The sequence below is a fragment of the Kitasatospora sp. NPDC059673 genome, assembly GCF_042734215.1.
GTDB lineage: Bacteria > Actinomycetota > Actinomycetes > Streptomycetales > Streptomycetaceae > Kitasatospora.
On record NZ_JBHWEN010000001.1, the window covers coordinates 360,659 to 383,983 of the forward strand.

Sequence of the window (23,325 nt, forward strand, 5' to 3'; positions counted from 1 at the left end):
GCTCGCGCAACCCTCCGTCATCAGGGGACGTACACCTCGGCGGTGACGGCGAGCTCGACCGCCTCCGGCCCGGGTGCCGCCGCGCCGGCCCGCGCGGTGCCGCCGGCCACCAGCACCCGGCCGTCCGTCAGTTCCGCGACCGCGAAGCCGAAGCGGCCGGTGCCGAGCCCGCCGGTGAGCGTCCAGCTGCCGAGGGCGGGGTCGAGGACGGCCACCTGGCGGAAGCCCGTCTCGAAGGCCGGCCCTCCCGTGCCGCCGAGGAGCAGGACCAGGCCGGAGCGCAGGGCCAGGCAGCGGTGTCCGCGGCGGCCGCCGCCCGGCATCGGGCCGAGGGCGGTCCAGGTGCCGGTGGCCGGGTCCCAGACCTCGGCGGTGGCGAGGCTGCGCGGGTCGTAACCGCCTGCCGGGGCCGTCGCGTCGCCGCCGGTGACCAGCACCCGGCCGTCGGGCAGCAGCGTGGCCTGGTGGCCCTTGCGGGCGGTCAGCAGGCTGCCGGTCGGTGTCCAGGTGCCGGTGGTCGGGTCGTACAGCTCGCAGTGGGCGAGGGCGGCGTCCGGTCCGCCGGTGGGCAGCGCGCCGCCGACCACCAGGACCTTGCCGCCCGCCAGCAGGACGGCCCGGTGCCCGGTGCGGGCGTCGGTCATCGCGGGGCCGGTGGCGGACCAGGTGAGGGTGGCCGGGTCCAGCAGTTCGACGGTCGCCAGCGCCCGGCCGCCGGCGCCGGTGCCGCCGGTGACCAGCAGTCGGCCGTCGCCCAGCGTGGTGGCGGCGTGCCCGTGGCGGGCGGTGGCGAGCGCGGCGGTGGACGACCAGGTGCCCGGCGCCGGGTCGTAGACCTCCGCCGAGGCGAGAGCGCCCGCGGTGCCGAGGCCGCCCGCGACCACCACCCGGCCGTCGCCGAGCCTGCTCGTGCTGTGCCCGGAGCGGGCGGTCGCCAGCGCGGGCGCGGCCGTCCAGGCACCGGCCACCGGGTCGAACAGGGCCACCGAGCCCTGCGCCGATCCAGCGGCATCCGCTCCCCCGGCCACCAGCACCTTCCCGTTGGCCAGCCGAACCGCCTCGACCTCCCCGGCGGGCACCGGCAGCCCTCCGACCGCACTCCACGCACCCGGCGCGGCGGGCGACCCGACGGCCTCCTCCTCCGGGATGACGTGCAGCCGGCCCGCCAGCGCCCCGTCCCGCCCGATCCAGTCGGCGAGCGCGTCCTCGGCGGTGGCCCGGCTGCGGAAGGTCCCGCCGACGCCCCCGGCCGGCGGGTGCGCCTGGACGTTGTTGCGGAGGTTCGCGACCACGAAGCGCCGGTCGGTGAGCCGCACGGTCTGCTCGGCCGCGAACGGCTGGCGCAGCTGGGCTTCCCGCTGCGAGATCGGCGAGCGGCTGGTGCTGCTGCCCTGGAGCAGTTGGCCGAAGATCGCGGGGCTGACGTCGTGGAAGCGTTTCGGCGCGGCGACGGCGGAGCGGGCCGCCATCGGGACCACCCGGCGTGCGGCGGCGGCCGTCGCGGGCGCGCCGCTGTCGATGATGTGCAGTTCGTACCGGGCGCTGCGGCGCACCACCCGCGGCGAGAGCAGGGTGCCGGCGGCCGCGGTCAGCTCCAGTCCGGCGTCCTGGGTCTCGTACGCGGGGCGGGAGAGCTTGGCGGCGTCGTCCAGGTCCTGGAACTGCGCCATCGCGAACCTGTCGCCGGTGACGGAGACCCTGGCGAGGCCGCTGTCGGGGGCGGGTGCGATGCCGAACCGCCGCCCGTCGCTGGGCCGTTGGGCACCGATCCGGTCCAGCCGGACATCCAGCGGGACCGCTCGCTGACGGACGAACAGGGTGCCGAGCGGGTGCAGCACCAGCTGGTCGGTGGGGGGCAGCTGCCGAAGGGTGACCAGCGGGTTGAAGCCGCCCGAGGGCAGCTGGGTCTGCCAGCTCTCGATCTTGCCGAACTCGCCTGCCAGCAGCGGGAGTACGGCCACCGGGGGCAGGGTGGTGTTGTGTTCCTCGCCCCAGGTGATGTCGAAGTCGGCGGAGATCTCGAAGAACAGCAGCGAGATGGAGCCGCGGCCGTGCGCCCGCCAGGGCGCGGGGCCCTCCAGCGCGAAGTTCAGGTCGATGCCGAACACGCCGACGCCGAAGGCCTTCAGGGTGACCCCGGCGGAGATCCGGATGGTGAACGCGAACGGCGAGAAGCGGAACAGCGCGTCGAAGGAGAGGTGCCCCTCGATGCCGAACCCGCCGAAGCCCAGCCGGAGTTCGGCGGCCGCGCCGAACTGCACGGTGTTGCTGGTGACGGCGAAGTAGCCGGAGACCCGGATCAGTTGGCCGGGCCGGTTGAGGATGTCCACGGAGAGCCGCTTGGGCACCGGGAACGGCAGCGGCGGCGGCTTGAAGGACGGGTGGAAGCCGCCGACCGTCAGCACGAAGTCCGGCGCGTCGCCCCAGGCGACCAGCAGGCCCATCCCGCCGTCGATGGTCATGGTCAGTACATGCGAGTCGAAGAGTTCGGCGAAGAACCAGAGCCTCGATTTGTCGACCTCCAGCGCGCCCACGAAGTTCACCTGGAGCGCCAGCAGCGGCAGGTCCTTGCTGGGCAGCAGGCACTGGAGCACGCCGAGGATGGCGATGTCCCCGGGCGGGATCTCGATGACCACGCCGAGCGAGACGCTGACCAGCGTGGGTGTCCCCCAGCCGATCCTGGCCATCGGCCCGATCAGGAACCGGCCCTGCTCGGGCGGGAAGAAGCGGCGCAGGTCGGAGAGGATCCGGGGGGCGTTGGCGATGACGTCCTTGGGGAACATCACCGATTCGACCGAGCCGGTCCGCACGCCCTCCGCCAGGGCCTGCAGGTTCATCGCCCGGTTCAGCCCGATCAGGCCGCCGACCGCCAACAGCGTGAATCCGTAGCCGAGTTGGATACCGGTGGAGCCGAAGTCGGTGGTGATCACGATCAGCAGCGAGAAGCCGCTGCCGCCGTCGGGCATCCGGGTGCTGATCAGGCCGATCGCCTTGAGCTCGACCAGTCCGGCGAAGTCCAGGTCGAGGGCGCCCGCGTACTCGCCGCGGTCGGGATCGAAGGACAGGAACCCGCCGCCCTTGACCGCCCCCGCGTCCACCGACAGACCCACGCCCTTGGGCGGTTTGAAGCCGAAGGTGAGATCGACGGGGCCGAGGTTGCCGTCCCCGCCGGAGCGGAAGGCCACCTCGGCGTTGAGCCCGATCTGCTCCACCACGGCGGTGACGGGGCCGAGTTGGGCGCGGAAGGACGCGCCGAGGCCGATCGGCAGCCCGTCCGGTCCGGGCGCGGCGGAGATGGTCAGGCCCTGGATCTCCAGCGGGCCGAGCTCCAGGTGCGCCGGGAGCTGGAGCTCCAGGTTGGAGGTGCCGCGGAAGTAGAAGCCCTGCCGGTAGGAGAGACCGACCGTCAGATCGGTGCCGAGGGTGAACCCGCCGGCGGGCAGCACGGCGCCGACGAAGCCGTCCGCACCGGCCGGGGAGAAGACGAACTCCAGCCCCTCCAGGCCGAATTCGGCGAAGAAGTCGACGGCGTCCCCGACCAGCCGCACCCCGCCCGCGCCGGAGATCCGGCTCAGCTGGAGCCGCGTGCCGTCGGCCTGGCCGAACAGGATGCGCGGCTGGTCGGCCGGGCCGGACCGGTCCACCTGGACGTCGATCGAGCCCTTGGCGTGCACCGGCGCGGAGGAGGACTCGAAGCCCAGCACCATGTCGATGCCCCGGCCGGGCCGCACCAGCAGCGCCACGCCGCCCTGCAGGTCGAGGTCGCCGCGGATGGTGACGGCGATGTCCGGCCCGAGCTCGAACCGGAAGCCCTGCGTCCCGGTGAACGAGGGCAGCAGCGCCAGCCCGGGCGGGGCCCCGTCGGCGGTGGCGGGCAGCGGCAGCAGCCGAATCGCGGCGGCCATCTCGGCCGAGGGCTGGACGCGCTGGAACAGCACGGCGGCCAGCGCCCTGGTCCGCGGCCCGAACGGGTCCGGCGTCGCGCCCTGGACGGCCAGCGCGGTGGACGGCACGACCCGCTGGCCTTGGACGTTGGCGCCGATGCTGCGCAGCAGGTTGTCGAGCTGGTTGAGCAGCTCCGGCTGGTCGAAGTTCGCGGTGCCCCAGCCGAAGGCGTCCTTCAGCACCTGCGCCGGGTCGGCGAGCGTCCGCGGCAGGTCGCCGAGGTCGAGCGCGAGGTGTTGGTGGGGCGGCCGGTTCCCGGTGGGCGGCGCGTAGGCGGACTTGACCACGCCGAGGCCGCGCAGCGCGAAGCCGAGGTTGGGGTGGTAGCGCTGCAGGTAGCTGACGATCAGGTGGTCGAGCAGCTGGCCGGGGAAGAGCGTGAGGAAGCCGTCCGCGCGGAGCGTGTCGGGGATGGCCGAGGCGGGCGCGTCCGCGATCGCGTGGATGCCCTTGATGAGTGCCTGGACGGCGCCGAGGGCCCGCTTGACGTCGTCCGGGGAGAACGACACCGCCGCGGAGGCCCCGCCGTCGCCGACCGTGCCGTCGACGTTCAGTCCGCCGTCGCCGAGCAGCGAGTGCAGGCTGTCGTAGAGCGTCTCGACGGCGGCCCGGAGGTCGACGAACGGCTGCGGGATCGCGGTGACCGTCCAGCCGAGGCGGCGCAGCAGTCCGATGAACGCGGCGGGGGTGGCCAGGCCGTCGCGCAGTGGCAGCAGCGCCTGGCCGATCTCCGCCAGGATCCGTTCGAAGGTGCCCGGCTCACTCATGCTTCCTCTTCTCCGCCTTGGACTCCGGGTAGAACTTCCGGTCGAGGAGCGCGTGGAAGGTCGGGTCGACCCGGTTGACGATCAGCCAGGCGCAGACGTGGCAGAAGTCGGTCTCGCCCTGGCGCATCTTGCAGCGGCCGGTGGGCCGGTAGTGGGCGCCCGCGAAGGTGGCGCCGCCCTCGAAGATCCCGATCGTCCGGGCGCCCTTGCAGGGCGGGCTGAAGTCCGGGATGTCGACCGGGGTGTCCTCCTTGGGGTTGGTGTCCTCGTGGTTCGGATCCTGGTTGAGCGGGCTCTGGTTGAGCTGGAGGAACCTCAGCACCTCCGGTTCCACCACCTGGAGCGGCTGGTGCTGCTTGTCCTTCAGCGGGACGAAGACGATCGAGCCCTTCGCGAAGGTCGGGAACGGGGCGCTGCCCGCCCGGGTGAGGATGATCGCGCCCTCGCCGGGCAGCACCTGACCGACGATCAGCCCTTCCAGGTAGTGCGCGGGGTCGGTGTCCAGCGGGAGCTGTCGGCCGCCCGGCGCGATGCCGAAGTTGCGCACCCGCACCTCGGACAGGAGGGTCTTGGCCTGCTGCCACTCCGCCGTGTTCCGGCTGCCGATGGTGAGCTTGAGGCCCTGGACGGGGCTGGTCACGTTCACCGAGTCGGCCAGCAGGACCGCGGCGGTGCCGATCCGGGGCAGTTGGAACCACTTGACCTTCGCCGGGTCGATGCGCCGGTCCGGGGCCGCGGCGACCCGCAGGAAGCCGAGCCTGGACACGTTGTCCCCGATCAGGTCCTCGGGTCGTTCCTCGTCGGGCCCGCCGTCGCCGCGGAACTCCTCGTACTCGTCGAGCAGGTTGAAGCTGTGGCCGAACTCGTGGGCGATGGTGTCGATGACTTCGGCGAAGTTCACCGGGATGTCGGCGACCGGGTCGCGGCGCTGTTCCCGCTTGTCCGTGGCGTTGGCGTAGACGTACGCGACGCCCTGTTCGGTGTTGACGGTCTGGGCGGTCACCGTCCGGACGTTGAAGTTGGTGCCGCCGTCCACGCTGTCGTTGACGATCAGGGCGATCAGGCCCCGGCTGGGCTGGAAGTGCTGGTCGTCGGGCTGCCACACGGCGCCGACGGCGGCCGTGGAGCCGGTGATCTTCAGGCTGCCGACGTAACGCATCAGCGTGGTGGCCGGGTTGAGCTCGGTGGGGTCCATGTACAGCTCGGGCGGGTGCCGGCGCGGGTCGAGGGTCAGGTTCCGGGTCGGCCTGTTCCGGTAGAACTCGTACACCCGGGCGACGAAGGCCTGGACCACCGGGTCCTTGACGGCGTCGGCGGCGGGCCTGGCCACCGGGCCGAAGCCCGAGAGCCGGTCCGCGAACCGGGGGCCCAGGCGGAGGCCGAAGAAGGTGTCGCGGGCGTGCAGGTACCCGACCGACTGGTGCAGCTTCCAGGCCTTGACGAGGTCGTCGTCGATCTTCTTCGGGTCGAAGACGAGGTCCTGCGCCTGCCACTTCGCCACCAGGCCGGTCCGCTGGTCCCCGCGCATGGGCAGCCCGACCAGGCGGACCAGCTCCTCCAGGCTGTAGAGGTTGCCTCCGCCGATCTGGTTGGTCGGGATCGGGAAGCCGGTGCCCTTCGCCTGGCCGGCCTCGGTCCGTTCCTCGCCGGCCGCGACCCGGAAGCCGCAGGTGACGGTGTGCTGCTGGGAGGCGGTGAAGGACTTGAAGGCGTTGAAGCTGGTGCGCAGCATGCTGTACGGCTCGTGCGCGGGCTTCTCGAACATCTCGTGGATGGCCCGGGTGACGAGCTCGTCGAACTTCGGGCGGTCCTGTTCGCGGAACCCCTCGGCGAGGAACAGCACGTTGTGCTTGTCGGCGAGGGCCGCCGGGTCGCCGCCGCCCAGCTCCCAGGTCAGCGCGTGGTCGGCGCCGTAGTCGACCACCCACACGTTCAGCAGCTGTGCGCCGCCCAGGCCGGGGAACAGCCCGGACAGCACCCATGGGGTGCCCGGCTGGGTGGGCAGCACACCCCGCAGGCGGCCGGTGGGCGACACGGCGAGCTGCCGGGCGTCGGCCGGTACCAGCTGGACGTACCCGTGGCCGGTGATGTCGCCGATCAGGTCCGTCCCGGCGCCGGCGTCGTCGCTGAACTTCGCGTACAGCGACGGCTGGGCGTGCGCCACGGTGGTGTCGAGCGCGGTGGTGATCGAGTCGTTGCCGAACCACCAGCCGACCACCGACCGGTGGACCTGGAGCCGGCCGACGATGTACTGGTCGGCGGTGTGGGCCTGGAACAGGAAGACCCCGGGGGTGGTGGCGGTGACCTGCCCGGTCGTGCTGTTGTAGGTGGGCAGGCCCTCGAACCGGTGGCCCTTGTCGTTGAACGGGGCGAAGAAGTCGACCGTGACCTGGCCGGGCGGGACCGGGGTGAGCACGAATCCGTTCGTCGCGGGCACCGCCACCTGGCGGGTGGCCAGGGTGAGGGTGAGCGGCGGCGTTCCGCTCAGGGCCAGGTGCAGGTCGCTGTGCGGGAAGATCAACAGGTCGGGGGTGGGGTCGGCCACGGGGGACCTCCTGTCCAATGCTTCGCAACCGTACTGACCGGCGCGGGGAAATTCGACACGAACGCGGCGTCAATGCCTCGAAAGGGGTCATTCGCCCGACCGATCGTCAGATCATGTCCCACACAAGGGAGTTGACGCCCGGCCTACCACTCCACCCGCAGGACGCGCGGGCTGCGGGTGGTGCTGCCCAGGCGCCACTCGACGGCCGCGCCCGGCCCGGCGAGCCGCAGGCCGGGGAGCCGGGCGGCGAGCCGCTGCAGGACGACCTGGAGCTGGGTGCGCGCCAGCCAGGTGCCCAGGCAGTGGTGCGGGCCCGCGCCGAAGGCCAGGGTGGGTGCGGGCAGCGGGGCGAACAGGTCGCCGGACAGGCCGTCCGGGAACACCGCCGGGTCCCGGTTGGCACTGCCCAGGCAGACCGCGACCGTCGCGCCGCCCGGGATCCGCACGTCGCCGACCTCGACGGCCTCCACCGCCCGACGGGTGGTGAACTCGTCGTCGCCCAGCGGGATGTGGTGCAGCAGCCACTCGGTGGCCAGCCGCGCCCGCTCCGCCTCCGCGAGCCGGGGCCAGCTCTCGGGCCGCTCCCCCAACAGGTACAGCAGGGCGTTGGCGAGGGTGCCCGCGACGCTGTCGCTGCCGCTGGCCACCAGACCGCCGAGCAGGTACGTCAGCTGCTCCTCGGGAATGCCGCCGAGCCGGTCGGCGGCCTGCACCAGCCGGCTCGCCAGGTCCTCCCCCGGCCGGCCCCGCCGCCCGGCCAGCAGCTCGGCCGCGAACCGCGCGAACTCCCGCTGCTCGGAGGCCACTTGGCCCTCCGAGTCGGAGGCGTCGACGGTCACGCAGGCGGCCCACCGCTGCAACCACCCGGGCTCCAGGCGGTCCACCCCCAGCAGCCGCTCCGCCACGGCGAACGGCAGGACGGAGGTGAGATCGGCGACCAGGTCGGCCGGCGGTCCGGCCGCCACCAGGCCGTCCAGCAGCAGCTCGGCCTCCGCCTCCACCCAGGGCCGCCAGTGGGCGACGGCCCGGGGCGTGAACGCGCCCTGCGCGGTGCGCCGCAGCCGCTGGTGGCCGGATCCGTTCTGGTTGTAGAGCGACGCCGGATCGGTGGACACGTTGAGCGCGCCACCGCCCCCGGGCTCCAGGTCGCGGACGAACCGCGGGTCGGTCAGCACCTGCCGCACCTCGTGGTACCTGGTCACCACCCAGGCCGCCGAGCCGTCCCGCAGGGTGGCCGACCGCGGCGGGGCCGGCTCGGGAAGGTCCAGGGCGTGCAGCGGCGGAAGTTGGGCGATCGGGCCGGGCATGGCACCTCCACGTGGGCGACCGGAATTTTCCGATTACGCTAGCTGATGGATCGTCAGATTTTCTTCAGCCGTGCCACGTCGGTTCCGCAGCGACCGCCCGCCCTGCGGTTAGCATCGAATCCCGTTCAGTTCGGTGACGATTCATCTGGAGGGCCGTTGAACCGGGAAAGATCCTTTGGTCCGGCGGCCGGATTTCGCACCGTTCTGCGGTACGCCTCCTATCCGGTCCTGCTGTGCACCGTACCCGCCTGGGCCACGGCGACCCTCCACGAACACTGGGACATCGGCCGCGTCCTCGCCCTGTTCCAGGTCGGCACCATCAGCTACCTCTGGGCCCTCGAACGGCTCATCCCCTACCGGCGGGACTGGCACCCCGGCGCGCGTGAACTCCGGTGCTACGGCGTCTACTTCGTCCTGACGATGGTGGGCGGGGCGCTCGGCCAGCTGCTGGTCGCGGCGCTGGTCGCCCGGCTGGCGCCGCCGCATCCGGCCCTTCCGCTCCGGGCGGAGATCCCGCTCGCCCTGCTCACCGGTTCGCTGGCGAAATACCTCTTTCACCGATGGTCGCACCACCAGCCGTGGCTGTGGCGGCTGCACGGCGTCCACCACGGGCTGGACAAGGTGAACGTCACCAACAACGGCGTCAATCACCTGCTCGACGTCCTGCTCGGTCAGGCGGTCGTGCAACTCGCGCTGGCCTGGCTCGGTTTCTCCCGGGAATCCGTTTTCTGCACCTCCCTGTTCGTCGTCGCCCAGGGATATTTCGTCCACGCGAACATCGATGTCCGAATCGGCCGGCTGAACCATGTACTGGGCAGCCCGGAACAGCACCGGCTGCACCACAGCACCGAGTTGGCCGAGTCCGGGCACTTCGGCGCGGACCTCGCGATCTGGGACCACCTGTTCGGCAGCTTCACCTGGCGGCCGGGGCGCCGCCCGGTGGCGGTCGGACTGCACGACCCCGCCAGTTTCCCGCCCACCACCAGCGTGCTCGCCAGCCTGCTGCACCCCTGGCGCCCCGCTCCCGACGCCACCACCGGATCCTCCAGCTGACCCGGTCCTGCCACCCCCCACCCGTCCCCTGCAGGGGCGCCACGAGACACGGATTGGATCATGACGGACTCGACCGACCAACCCCAGGACCGGATCGCGATCATCGGCATCGGCTGCCGGTTTCCCGGCGGAGTCCGCGACCACCGAAGCTTCTGGCGCAACCTGATCGAGGGCCGGGACTGCATCGTGCCGACCCCGGCCGACCGCTACGACACCACCACCCTGGCCAGCCGGGACCGGGCCAAGCCGGGCCGCCTGATCGGCGCGCGCGGCGGCTACATCGACGGCATCGACGAGTTCGACCCCGAGTTCTTCGGCATCAGCCCGCGCGAGGCCGAACACATGGACCCGCAGCAGCGCAAGCTGCTGGAGGTGGCCTGGGAGGCCCTGGAGGACGGCGGCCAGCTGCCGAGCCGGCTCGCCGGAACCGAAGTCGGCGTGTACGTCGGCGCGTTCACCCTCGACTACAAGATCCTCCAGTTCGCCGACCTCGGCTTCGACACCCTGGCCGCGCACACTGCGACCGGCACCATGATGACCATGGTGTCGAACCGCATCTCGCACTGCTTCGACTTCCGCGGCCCCAGCGTCTCGATCGACACCGCCTGCAGCTCCTCGCTGGTGGCGCTGCACCTGGCCCGGCAGAGCCTGTTGCGCGGCGAGACCGATCTCGCCCTGGCCGGCGGAACCCTGCTGCACCTGGCACCGCAGTACACCATCGCCGAGACCAAGGGCGGCTTCCTGTCCGCCGAGGGCCGCTCGCGCGCTTTCGACGCGACGGCCGACGGCTACGTCCGGGCCGAGGGCGTCGGCGTGGTGGCGCTCAAACGCCTCTCGGACGCGCTGCGCGACGGCGACCCGATCCACGCGGTGGTGCTCGGCAGCGGCGTCAACCAGGACGGCCGCACCGACGGCATCACGGTGCCCAACCCGGACGCCCAGGTCACCCTGGTCCGCCGGGTCTGCGCCGAGGCGGGCATCGCCCCGGGCAGCCTGCAGTACGTGGAGGCGCACGGCACCTCCACCCCGGTCGGCGACCCGATCGAGGCACAGGCGCTGGGACGGGTCCTCGCCGAGGGCCGGGAGCCGGGCGCCCGGTGCTACGTCGGCTCGGTGAAGACCAACATCGGGCACACCGAGGCGGCCGCCGGCATCGCCGGGCTGGTCAAGACGGTGCTGGCGCTGAAGCACCGCCGAATCCCGCCGCACATCAACCTGGAGCGGCCCACCGACGCGATCGACTGGGCCGCGCTGCCGTTCGAGGTCCCGACCCGGGCGGTGGACTGGCCCGCGCACGAGGGCCCGGCCCGGGCGGGCGTGAACTCCTTCGGCTTCGGCGGCACCAACGCCCATGTGCTGCTGGAGGAGGCGCCGGTGCGCCCGGCCGCCGCCCCGGCCGCGCGCCAACCGGCCTGGAGCGTCCTGCCGTTGAGCACCCGGGACCCGGCCGGGCTGCCCGAGCTGGTCGCCGGGATCCGGCAGGAACTCGCCGGCACGGACGGCCCGCCGGTGGCGCCGGCCGACCTCGGCCACACCCTGGCGCGGCGCCGCGAGCACCACGAGCACCGGCTGTCGGTGGTGTACCGGCCGGAGTCCGGGGAGTCGCTGGACGAGGCGCTCGCCGCCCACCAGCGCGGCGAGCCGCACCCCCGGGTACTGACCGGCCGGCGGCTGGAGCGCGCCCAGCGCCGGCTGGTGTGGGTGTTCACCGGGATGGGCCCGCAGTGGTGGGGCATGGGCCGGGGCCTGTTCGAGACCGAGCCGGTGTACCGCGAGACGGTCGAGCGGTGCGACGCCGAGATCCGCCGCCAGGCCGGCTGGTCGCTGCTGGACGAACTCGCGCGCGGCGAGGCCGAATCGAGGATGGCCGAGACCTGGCTCGCCCAGCCCGCCAACTTCGCCGTGCAGCTCGGCCTGGCCGCGCTCTGGCGCAGCTACGGGGTGTGCCCGGACGCGATCGTCGGGCACTCCACCGGTGAGGCCGCCGCCTTCCACGAGGCCGGGGTCCACGAACTCGCCGAAGCGGTCGGGGTGATGCTGCACCGCAGCCGGCTCCAGCACCGCCTGGCCGGGACGGGCGGGATGCTCGCCGTCGGCCTGACCGAGGCGGAGGCCGCCCGCCGGATCCGGGCCTGCCAGGACCGGGTGTCGGTGGCCGCCGTCAACAGCCCGTCCTCCGTCACCCTCTCCGGAGACCTCGACGCCCTCGGGCAGCTGGCCGCCGAGCTGGAGCGGGAGCAGGTCTTCGCCCGCTTCCTGCCGGTCCAAGTGCCGTACCACAGCGTGCGGATGGACCCGATCCGGGACGAGCTGCTCGCCGCGCTGGCCGATCTGAAGCCGCGCCCGGCCGAGGTTCCGCTGTACCTGACGGCCCGTGAGGGGCGCGCCCACGGCACCGAACTGGACGCCGGCTACTGGTGGCAGAACGTCCGCGAGCCGGTCCGGTTCCGCTCCGCCATGGACCTGCTGGCCGAGGACGGCCACCAGGTGTTCCTCGAGATCGGCCCGCACCCCGTCCTCGGCCACGCGATCCGCGAGTGCCTGGACGGCCGGGAGGCAACGGGCTGGACGGTGCCCTCGATCCGCCGGGAGGAGGACGAGCCGGAACGTTTCGCCAGGTCGCTGGCCGAACTGCACAACCTGGGCGTCGAGTTGGACTGGGAGGCGCTGCAGCCGGGCGGCCGCCCGGTGCCGCTGCCGGGCTACCCCTGGAAGCGGGACCGGTACTGGGTGGAGCCGGCGCCGGTCGAACAGATCCGGCTCGGACGGCTCGACCATCCGCTGCTGGGCCGGCGCACCGCGAACATCCGGCCGACCTGGGAGGTCCAGCTCGACCTGGAGCGGCTGCCCTACCTGGCCGACCACCGGATCGAGGACGCCGCGGTGTTCCCGGCCGCCGGCTACCTGGAGATGGCCACGCAGGCGGTGCGGGTGCTGACCGGCGCCGACCGGGCGGTGCTGGCGGACATCGAGCTGCCCAAGGCGCTGTTCCTCTCCGAGTCCCTGCCGCCGACCGTCCAACTGGGCTTCGACTCCGACGGCGTGAGCTTCTCCGTCGCCTCCGTCGGCGCCGAGCGCACCATCCACGCGACCGGCGTGGTCCGCACCGATCAGCGCCGCGGGCCCGCCGCCGCGCCGGATCTGTCGGCGCTCCGGGAACGCGCCGCCCGGCGGCTCGACCGCTCCGGCTGCTACCGGGAGCTCGCCGACCTGGGCTACCGGTACGGCCCGGCGTTCCAGCGCATCGAGGAGGTCTGGATCGGCCCCGGGGAGGCGCTGGCGCGGATCTGCCCCGCCGAGCCGCGCCCGGCGGACGCCGACGCCGCGCACGTCCACCCGACCCTGCTGGACGCCTGCTTCCAGGCCCTGCTGACGCCGCAACTCCTCGACGGGGACCGCCAGGAGAGCGGCATCCGGCTGCCGCTGTCGATCGGGGAGGTGAGCCTCGACCAGGTCGGCCACCGGCCCTTCTGGGTGCACGCGACCGTCACCCGGGAGAGCGCGGACGAGCTGATCGGTGACCTCGCCCTGTACGCCGAGGACGGGAACCCGCTCGGCCGGGTCACCGGGTTCCGGGCGGCGGGCGTCGAGGGCGCCTCGGCCTCCGCGGGCCTGGCCGCCATCGACGGCTGGCTGGCCGAACCGGTCTGGATCGACCAGCCGTTGGAGAGTGCCGACGCGCCGCCGCCGCAACGGCTGCTGGTGTTCGCCGACGCGCACGGCCTCGCCGAGGAGCTCGCCGCGCAGCTGCGCGAGCGCGGCGGCGCCTGCCACCTGGTGCGCCCGGGCGCGGAGTACCGGCACGGCGGCGACAGTTCGACCGTCCGGCCCGGCTCCGCCGCCGACCTGCGCGAGCTGTTCGCCGACCTCGACGGCGGCTTCGACACCGTGCTGCACCTGTGGAACCTGGACCTGCCGTCGATCGACGCGGTGGGCCGGGAACAGTTGGCGCACTGCGGCACCCTCGGCGGCTGGTCGCTGATCACGCTCGCCCAGGTGCTGCCGTCCGCCCGGCCCGGCGGGCGGCTGCACATCGTCACCCGGGGCGCCCAGGCGGTGGCCGAGGGCGATCCGGTGGAGCCGCTGGGCGCGCCCGCCTGGGGCATCGGGCGGGTGCTGTGGCAGCAGGAACTCGTGGCGCAGCGCGGCAAGTTGATCGACCTGGGGGCGGCGGCCGAGCCCCGTGAGGAGGCGGCGGCGCTGCTGCGGGAGCTGGCGGTCGCCGACGTGGAGGAGATCGCGCTGCGCGGCGAGCGGCGCGCCACCTGCCGGCTGCGCCGGCCCGCCGGGCTCACCCGGCCGCTGCCGCTGCGGCTGCGCGCCGACGGCAGCTACCTGGTGACGGGCGCGTTCGGCGCCCTCGGGCAGTTGCTGTGCCGGACGCTCGTCCGGCGCGGCGCGCGGCGGCTGATCCTGGTCGGCCGCACCGCGCTGCCCGCCCGCGAGCAGTGGGCCGGGCTCGACCCGCACAGCCCGGCGGGCAGGCGGGTGGCGTTCCTGCGGGAGTTGGAGGCGCTGGGGGCGCACCCCGTCCCGGTGCCGCTGGACGTGACCGACGAGGCCGCGCTGGCCGACTGGCTGGCGGACTACCGGCGCCGTCAACTCCCGCCGGTGCGGGGCGTCTTCCACCTCGCGGGGCAGGTCAGGGACGCGCTGGTGCCCGAGCTGGACCGGGAGGTGTTCGACGCCGCCTGGGAGCCGAAGGTGGTCGGCGCGCACATCCTGCACCGGCAGCTGCGTGACGAACCGCTGGACCACTTCGTGCTGTTCGCCTCCATCGCCTCCGTGCTGACCACCGCCGGGCAGACCAACTACGCGGCGGGCAACGCCTTCCTGGACGCGCTGGCCCACCACCGCCGGGCCCGCGGGCTGCCCGCGCTGAGCATCGACTGGGGTCCGTGGGCGACGGGCATGATCGAGGAACTGGGGCTGGTGGGCCACTACCGTGATGCGCGCGGGATGAGTTCGCTGCCTCCGGCGGCGGGCATGGCCGTGCTGGAGCGGGTGGTCGGGCAGGACCGGGCGCAGCTGCTGGTGGCCACGGTCGTCGACTGGCCGGTGTTCCAGGCGTGGTACGCCTCGCCGCCGGCGCTGGTGGCGGAGCTGGCGGCCGCCGCCGACGTCCCGCAGGCCGCCCCGGCGGGCGGGTTCCCGGCCGCTTTCCGGGCCGCGGACGCCGGGGTGCGGCGGCAGTTGGTGGCCGAGCGTTTCACCGAGCTGGTGGCGAACGTGCTGCGGGCGAAGCCGGAGCGGATCGATCCGGCGGCGGGCCTGAACAGCCTCGGTCTGGACTCGCTGCTGGCGATGGAGCTGCGCGCCCGCGTCCACGCGGAGCTGGGCGTCGCGCTGCCGGTGGTGACGCTGCTGAGCGGCGACCCGTTCGACGAGCTGGTCGAGCGGCTGTACACCGGGCTGTTGGAGTCCGCGGCGGCCGACGGGCCCGTGCCGGAGGCGGAGGTGGAGGTGCACACCGACGAGCACCGGTATCCGCTGACGCACAACCAGAAGGCCCTGTGGTTCCTCAAGCACCTCAACCCGGACGCCTTCGCCTACAACATCGGCGGTGCGGTGGAGATCCGCACCGAGCTCGACCCGGAGCTGATGTTCGAGGCCTTCGGGGTGCTGCTGGAGCGGCATCCGTGCCTGCGGGCCAACTTCGTGCTGGAGGAGGGCCGGGCCGTCCAGCTGATCTCCCCCGAGGCCCGTCCGGACACCGGCCTGTTCGACGTGCAGGACCGGGAGTGGGACGAGATCCACGACATGATCGTCCGCGAGTACCGCAAGCCGTACGACCTCGAACGGGACCCGCTGGTGCGGCTGCGGCTGTTCAAGCGCGGACCGGACCGCTGGGTGATCATGAAGGCGGTGCATCACATCGTCTCCGACGCGATCTCGACCTTCACCTTCATCGACGAGCTCTTCACCCTGTACGAGGGGCGGCGGCACGGCCGCCCGGTCGAGCTGCCGCCGGTGCCCGCGCGCTACCTGGACTTCCTCAACTGGCAGAACCGGCTGCTCGCGGGGCCGGAGGCGAAGCCCATGCTGGACTACTGGCGCGGCCACCTGCCGGCCGAGGCGCCGGTGCTCGGCCTTCCCACCGACAAGCCGCGCCCGTCCGTGCAGACCCACAACGGGGCGTCCGAGTTCTTCCGGCTGGACGAGGAACTCAGCTCCCGCGTCCAGGAGTTGGCCCGCGAGCACGATGTCACGGTGTTCATGGTGCTGCTCAGCGCGTACTACCTGCTGCTGCACCGGTACTCCGGGCAGGACGACATCATCGTGGGCAGCCCGGTCACCGGCCGCACCCGCGAGGAGTTCGGCTCGGTCTACGGCTACTTCGTCAACCCGCTGCCGCTGCACGTCACGCTGGCCGACCGGCCGTCGGTGGCCGAGCTGCTGGGCCGGGTCCGGGAGACCGTGCTGGGCGGGCTGGACAACCAGGAGTACCCGTTCGTCCTGCTGGTCGAGCAGCTCGGGCTGCAGCGCGACCCGAGCCGCTCGGCGGTGTTCCAGGCGATGTTCATCCTGCTCACCCACAAGGTGGCCACCGACAAGTACGGCTACCACCTGGACTACATCGAACTCCCGGAGGAGGAAGGACAGTTCGACATCACGCTGTCCGCCTACCAGGACCGGGCGGACGGCTGCTACCACTGCGTGTTCAAGTACAACACCGACCTGTTCGAGCCCGCGACGATGGAGCGGATGGCCGGGCACTACCGCAACCTGCTGGACGCGCTGACCCGGGCCCCCGCCGGGCAGCCCGCCGACCGGCTGCCGCTGCTCGACGACGCCGAGCGGGAACGGCTGCTCGACCGGTGGAGCGGCGCGAGGCGCACCGAGCCCGCCGAGGTGCCGGTGCACGAGCTGATCGCCCGGGTCGCCGCCGAGCGGCCCGAGGCCGTCGCCGTGACCCTCCCGGCGCCGGACGGCACCGCCAGGCGGCTCGACTACGGCGAACTCGACCGCCGCAGCCGCCGGGCCGCCGGGCAGCTGCGTGAACTCGGCGTCCGGGACGGTGCGGTGGTGGCCCTGTGCCTGGACAAGTCGCCGGAGCAGATCGTCGCCCTGCTGGCTGTGCTCCGGGCCGGCGGCGCCTACCTGCCGCTGGACCCCGGGCACCCGGTGGACCGGCTCGCCTACATGACGTCGAACGCCGGCGCCGTGCTGCTGCTGACCGACCGCACCCGGCCCGAACTGGCCGGCCTCGCCCCGCGGATGCTGACCCTCGACGAGCTGGACCGGGCGCCCGGGAGCCCGGCCCCCGAGCCCGCCGTCGCACTGGACGCCCCCGCGTACGTCATCTACACCTCCGGCAGCACCGGCCGCCCCAAGGCGGTGCGGGTCAGCCACCGCAGTCTGGCTTCGGTGTACGCCGGCTGGCGCGCCGAGTACCGGCTGGACAGCGAGGTCCGGGTCCACCTCCAGATGGCCGCCCAGTCCTTCGACGTCTTCACCGGCGACCTGGTGCGCGCCCTGTGCTCGGGCGGCCACCTGGTCCTGGCCGACCGTGACCTGCTGTTCGACACCGCCCGGCTGTACCGGACGATGCTGGACGAACGGGTGGACTGCGCCGAGTTCGTCCCGGCGGTGGCCCGCGGCCTGCTGGCGCACTGCGAACGCGCGGGCCACCGGCTGGACTTCATGCGGCTGCTGATCGTCGGCTCGGACGCCTGGAAGGTCGAGGAGCACCGCCGCCTGCACGCGCTGTGCGGCCCCGGCACCCGGCTGGTCAACTCCTACGGGCTGACCGAGGCGACCATCGACAGCGCCTGGTTCGAGGGCCCGGCGGACGGCCTCGAACCGGGCCGGATGGTGCCGATCGGCCGGCCGTTCCCGAACAGCGCGCTCTACGTCCTGGACGAGCACGGCGAGCCGGTGCCGCCCGGGGTGACGGGCGAACTCTGGGTCGGCGGCGCGGGCGTCGCCGACGGATACGTCGGCGACCCGGAGCAGACCGCCGAGCGCTTCACCGTGCGCACCCCGGGCGGCCGGCCGGTACGGCTGTACCGCACCGGCGACCTGGCGCACTGGGCGGCCGACGGCACCGTGCGGCTGCTCGGCCGGGCCGACAACCAGGTCAAGGTGCGCGGCCACCGCATCGAGCCCGGCGAGATCGAGACCCAGCTGGCCGCGCTGCCCGGCATCGCCCAGTGCGCCGTGACGGTGCGCCAGGTCGACGACGGCGGCGGGGTGCTGTGCGCCTACTACGTCCCCGAGCCCGGGGCGCGGCCGGACCGGCGTGAACTGCGCCGCCTGCTCGCCGACCGGCTGCCCGCGTACATGACGCCCTCGCACCTCACCGAGCTGCCCGTGCTGCCGCTCACCCCGAACGGAAAGGTGGACACGGCCGCCCTGCCGTCGCCCCGGTTCGACCCGGACGACAGCGAACCCGAACCGCCGGCCACCCTGTTCGAGGTGCGGATGGCCGCGCACTGGGAGTCCCTGCTCGGCGTGGAACGGGTCGGCCTGCAGCACGACTTCTTCGAGGCGGGCGGCAGTTCGATCAAGCTGATCGAACTGATCCACCACCTGCGGACCGAGTTCAACGTCTCCATCCCGGTCAGCCTGCTGTTCGAGTCCACCACGCTGCGCGGCATGGCCCGGACCCTGGAACACGTCATCACCGGCCGGATCGCCGGCGCCCAGCCGTACCTGTGCTTCAACCCCGGCGAGGCCGCCGACGGGACGGTGTTCTGCTTCCCGCCCGCCGGTGGGCACGGCCTGGTGTACCGGCAGCTCGCGGCGCACCTGACGGAGTACCAGTTCGTCGCGTTCAACTTCCTGACCGGCGAGGACAAGGTGGCGCGCTACGCCGACCTGATCGAGTCCTTCCGCGAGCAGGGCCCGTACACGCTGCTCGGCTACTCGCTCGGCGGCAACCTCGCCTTCGAGGTGGCCAAGGAGCTGGAGCGCCGGCACCACGAGGTGCCGCACGTGCTCATCGTGGACTCCTACCGGATCACCGACTCCTTCGCCCTCGAGGACGAGCACCTCGACGCGTTCGAGCGGGAACTGCGCGAGCACCTGCACCGGCACACCGGCTCGGACGTGGTCGCCGAGGAGACGCTGAGCCAGGCCCGGGAGTACCTGCACTTCTGCGCCCGCACCCCGAACCTCGGCGCCGTCCGCTCGCTGATCAGCGTGATCTCCGACCAGGAGAAGGTCCCGTTCTACGCGGCCGGCAACCAGGGCACCTGGCACGGCAGTTCGACCACCCGGACCACGGTGTTCCGCGGCTTCGGCAGCCACGCCGAGATGCTCGACCAGGACTTCGCCGCCCGCAACGCGGAACTGACCCGCGACATCCTCACGGGAGGAGCGACCGGTGCCGCGGGCTGAGGACGGACCCCGGGTCATCATCATCGGCGGCGGGGTCGGCGGGCTCGCCACCGGCTGCTACGCCCGGATGAGCGGGATGCGGACGCAGATCTTCGAGAAGCACGTCCTGCCGGGCGGCTGCTGCACCGCCTGGTCCCGCAAGGGCTACCTGTTCGACTACTGCATCGACTGGCTGATCGGCACCGCCCCGGGCAACGACGCGAACCGCGTCTGGCGGGAACTCGGCGCCCTCGACGGCAAGACCGTCACCAACTTCGACCTGTTCAACCAGGTGGTCGACGAGCACGGGCGGGCGGTGAGCTTCTACAACGACCCCGACCGGCTGGAGCGCCACCTGCTCGACCTCTCGCCCGCCGACGCCCGGCCGATCCGCGCGTTCTGCCGGGACCTGCGGCGCTTCGCCGCGCTCGACCTGCACCCCTTCCTCAAACCGTCCGCCCTGATGACGCCCCGGGAGAAGCTCGCCACCCTGCGGACGGTGCTGCCGTCGTTCCGGCTGCTGTGGCGGACGGCGGCGACCCCGCTCAACACCTTCGCCGACCGCTTCCAGGACCCGCTGCTGCGCCAGGCGTTCCGCAACATCCTGTTCCAGGACCCGGACGGCTTCCCGCTGCTGCCCTACCTGTACAGCATGGCCGCCGCCCGCAACCTCAACGCCGGTTTCCCGCAGGGGGGTTCGCTGGGCCTGGCGCGTTCGGTCGAGCACCGCTACACCTCGCTCGGCGGCGAGATCGCCTACCGCGCCCGGGTCGAGCGCGTCCTGGTCGAGGACGGGCGCGCGGTCGGCGTGGAACTCCGCGGCGGCCGGCGGCACTACGCCGACCACGTGGTGGCGGCCTGCGACGGCCGGACCGCCATCTATCGCCTGCTGGAAGGCCGTTACACCGGGCCGCGGATCGACCGGCTCTACCAGGACGTGCTGCACCAACCGGGCACCCTGTTCCCGGCCGTGGTCTCGGTCTTCCTCGGCATCGACGGCGAACTCGACGCCGGCGGCCCGCACTGCACCACGTACCTGCTCCCCGCCGAACAGGCCGCCGAACTGCCCGGCGCACTCCAGCGCGGCCTGGTGGTGCAGCAACGCTCGCACTACTCGGACGGCTTCGCCCCGCCGGGCAAGTCGGTGATCCACTGCACCTACTTCAGCGACTACGACCACTGGAAGTCGCTGCGCGGCCGGGACCGCCGGGCGTACCGGGCGGAGAAGCAGCGGGCCGCCGACGTGGTCCGGGGCTTCCTGGAGCGGCGCTACCCGGGGATCGGCGGGCGCATCGACCTGATCGAGGTCGCCTCGCCGGCCACCATGGAGCGCTACACCGGCAACAGCTTCGGCAGCATCCTCGCCTGGAAGGCGTTCTCCGGCGCCGACGACCTGGTGACCAAGCTGATCAACCGGGACCGGATGCGCCTGCCCGGGCTGAGCGGGTTCTCCATGGCCGGCCACTGGGCCAGCCTCGGCGGCCTGATCCGCGCCGCCTCCAGCGGCCGGTTCGCCGTCCAGTTCCTCTGCGAGGAACTCGGCCTGGAGTTCCGGGCCTGGGAGAGCGACAACCAGGACCCCTGGCAGCCCGGCCAGCTCGGACACCTGCCCCAACTCGCCCGCTGGAGCGCGTCGGCATGACGGAAGCACGCAGACAGACCATGATCGTCATCGGCGGTGGCCTGGGCGGACTGTCCACCGCCTGCTACGCGCAGATGAACGGCTACCGCAGCACCGTCCTGGAGATGCACGAACTGCCCGGCGGCTGCTGCACCGCCTGGGACCGCGGCAACTTCACCTTCGACTGCTGCATCAGCTGGCTGCTCGGCTGCGGACCGGGCAACGAGATGCACCAGATCTGGCTCGAACTCGGCGCGCTGCAGGGCAAGCAGATGCGGCACTTCGACGTCTTCAACATCGTCCGCACCGAGCACGGCGAGGTGTACTTCTACTCCGACCCGGACCGGCTGGAGGCCCACCTGCTGGGCATCTCTCCCCAGGACGCCCGCCCGATCCGGGAGTTCTGCGGGGGCTTGCGCAAGTTCCGTGCCTGCCTGGCGAGTTACCCCTTCCTCAAGCCGGTCGGGCTGATGGGCACCATGGAACGCTGGCGGATGCTGGCCGGCTTCCTGCCCTACTTCAACGTCGTCCGGCGCTCCATCGGCACCCTGATGACGGACTACTCGGCGCGGTTCCGGCACCCGCTGCTGCGCGAGGCGTTCAACTACATCCTGTACGAACGCCACCCGGCCTTCCCGGTGCTGCCGTTCTACTTCCAGCTCGCCTGCCACGCCGACCTCTCCGCCGGCGTGCCCGAGGGCGGCTCGCTCGGGCTGGCCCGCTCGATCGAGCAGCGCTACCTGCGGCTCGGCGGCGAGATCCAGTACAACGCCAAGGTGACGGAGGTACTGGTCGAGGACGACCGTGCCATCGGCGTGCGGCTCAGCGACGGGCGCGAGCTGTTCGCGGACATCGTGGTCTCCGCCGCCGACGGCCGCACCACCCTGATGGACCTCCTCAAGGGGCGCTATCTCGGCGACACCTACCGGGAGTTGTACACCAGCACCATCAAACAGCCGGGCATGGTCTTCCCCGGCTACGTCACCGTCTTCCTCGGCCTGCGCCGCCCCTTCCCCGAGGGCGAGCCGTGCACCACCTACCTGCTGGACCAGGACCGGGCCGCCACCCTGACCGGCATCCGCCACCCCAGCATCAACGTCCAGTTCCGCAGCCGGCACTACCCCGAGCTGTCACCGGCGGACACCACCGTCGTCTACGCCAGCTACTTCTGCGACATCGCCCCCTGGCGGGCCCTCAGCACCGGCCCGGAGCAGCAGAGCCGGATGCGCAGGGGCGAGGAACTGCACACCCTGCCGACCGGGCGCGGCCGCGCCTACCAGACCGCCAAGCGCCAAGTCCGGGACACCGTCGTGGACTTCCTCGACCTGCGCTACCCGGGTCTGAAGGCCGCCGTCGCGGTCAAGGACGTGTCCACCCCGCTCACCCAGGTCCGCTACACCGGCAACTACGACGGCACGGTGCTCGGCTGGCAGCCGTTCGTGACCAGCGGCGAGACGCTGGAGCAGGAGATGAAGCGCAACGGCCCCGTGCTGCCCGGGCTGCGGAACTTCTACCTCTCCGGCGTCTGGGCGACCACCGGCGGCCTGATCCGCGCCGCTGCCGCCGGACGCCACGTCATGCAGTTCGTCTGCCGTGACGACGGCGTGCCGTTCCGCGCCGAGATCGACCGCAGCGCGCCACCGCCCACCCATCTCGTCGTCCCCGTAGGCCGTTGAGCCGTTGAGGAGAGCGCACCGTGCAGATCGCCAAGTGGGTCGTCCAGGAACACCTCGACGGAGTGCCCGACGCCCGTCGGATGTACCGGAAGGTGGTGGAGGACATCGACGTCAGCCTCCGGGACGACGAGATGCTGTTCCGCACCCGCTACCTCTCGCTCGACCCCTACCTGCACGGCATCACCCTGGACACCCCGCTCGGCGACCTGATGGGCGGCGACGCCGTCATGGAGGTGCTGGCGGCCGGGCCGCGCGCCCGGTTCGCGGTCGGCGACCTGGTCCAGGGCTACGGCGGCTGGTGCACCCACCTGGTGGGCACCGGGGAGGCCCGGCTGTGGCAGACCGGGACCTTCCCGATGGTTTTCCCGGCCTACCGCCGCCTCGACCCCGCGCACTACGACGACACCCTGCCGATCAGCACCGCGCTGGGCGTCCTCGGTGGCCCCGGTATGACCGCCTGGGGCACGCTGACCAAGTTCATGACCGTCCGCCCCGGCCACACCGTGCTGGTCAGCGGCGCGAGCGGCGCCGTCGGCTCGCTGTTCGGGCAGCTCGCCGCCCGGGCGGGCGGCCGCGTCATCGGCACCACCAGCTCCGAACAGAAGGCCGAGCACCTGGCCAGCCTGGGCATCGAACCGCTGGTCTACCGGCACGGCGACCACCCCGAGCGGATCGACGGCCTGCTGCGGAAGGCCGCCCCCGACGGGATCGACCGCTACCTCGACAACCTGGGCGGTGCGATCACCGACGCGGCGTTCACCATGCTGAACGTCGACAGCCAGGTCGCGGTGTGCTGGCAGTGGGCCACCCAGGTCGGCAACGACCACACCGGGCCCCGCCTGCTGCCGTACATCCTCTTCCCGCGCACCACCATCCGCGGCATCTTCGCGCCCGAGTGGTTCACCGAACCCAACTGGACCGCACTCCGCACCGAGGTCGGCGGGCTGGTCCGCAGCGGCGAGATCGTCCACCGACAGACCGTCCACCACGGCTTCGACGCCATCCCCACCGCCTACCAGAGCCTGTACGGCGACGCCCGCTCCGCGAACCGGGGCAAGGTCGTCGTCGGACTCTGAACCGGGCGACCAGA

8 protein-coding genes are annotated in these 23,325 nt (G+C 72.7%); 5 read left to right on the top strand and 3 right to left on the bottom strand.

Annotated elements, in window-relative coordinates:
• Positions 1 to 20 precede the first annotated feature (20 nt).
• The 3 genes from ACFV18_RS01475 to ACFV18_RS01485 all read right to left on the bottom strand — a co-directional run bounded on the left by ACFV18_RS01475 (position 21) and on the right by ACFV18_RS01485 (position 8,564).
• On the bottom strand, positions 21 to 4,712 hold the full coding sequence (locus tag ACFV18_RS01475; protein ID WP_380478137.1) for a DUF6603 domain-containing protein: 4,692 nt from the start codon (positions 4,710 to 4,712) through the stop codon (positions 21 to 23).
• The gene (locus tag ACFV18_RS01480) at positions 4,705 to 7,257 is read right to left on the bottom strand and encodes a hypothetical protein (protein WP_380478138.1); all 2,553 of its coding nucleotides are present in this window, start codon (positions 7,255 to 7,257) and stop codon (positions 4,705 to 4,707) included. Before ACFV18_RS01480 ends, ACFV18_RS01475 begins: the two co-directional genes overlap by 8 nt.
• Before the next feature lie 143 nt (positions 7,258 to 7,400).
• Positions 7,401 to 8,564: a cytochrome P450 gene (locus ACFV18_RS01485; RefSeq protein WP_380478139.1), complete on the bottom strand. Its 1,164-nt coding sequence runs from the start codon at positions 8,562 to 8,564 to the stop codon at positions 7,401 to 7,403.
• A gap of 156 nt (positions 8,565 to 8,720) precedes the next feature.
• Here ACFV18_RS01485 and ACFV18_RS01490 point away from each other — a divergent pair, with 156 nt between their 5' ends.
• Genes ACFV18_RS01490 through ACFV18_RS01510 form a run of 5 tightly spaced genes read left to right on the top strand, consistent with a single transcriptional unit; the run spans position 8,721 to position 23,311 of the window.
• Positions 8,721 to 9,617: a sterol desaturase family protein gene (locus ACFV18_RS01490; protein WP_380478140.1), complete on the top strand. Its 897-nt coding sequence runs from the start codon at positions 8,721 to 8,723 to the stop codon at positions 9,615 to 9,617.
• A 60-nt stretch (positions 9,618 to 9,677) separates the two neighbouring features.
• Positions 9,678 to 18,959: an amino acid adenylation domain-containing protein gene (locus ACFV18_RS01495; RefSeq protein WP_380478141.1), complete on the top strand. Its 9,282-nt coding sequence runs from the start codon at positions 9,678 to 9,680 to the stop codon at positions 18,957 to 18,959.
• Positions 18,946 to 20,580, top strand: a complete 1,635-nt coding sequence (locus ACFV18_RS01500; RefSeq protein WP_380478142.1) for a phytoene desaturase family protein — start codon at positions 18,946 to 18,948, stop codon at positions 20,578 to 20,580. Before ACFV18_RS01495 ends, ACFV18_RS01500 begins: the two co-directional genes overlap by 14 nt.
• A 20-nt stretch (positions 20,581 to 20,600) precedes the next feature.
• Positions 20,601 to 22,235, top strand: a complete 1,635-nt coding sequence (locus tag ACFV18_RS01505) for a phytoene desaturase family protein (protein ID WP_380478308.1) — start codon at positions 20,601 to 20,603, stop codon at positions 22,233 to 22,235.
• Positions 22,236 to 22,255: 20 nt separating this feature from the next.
• Entirely contained in the window at positions 22,256 to 23,311 is a 1,056-nt protein-coding gene (locus ACFV18_RS01510) for an MDR family NADP-dependent oxidoreductase (RefSeq protein WP_380478143.1), read from the top strand.
• Positions 23,312 to 23,325: the final 14 nt, after the last annotated feature.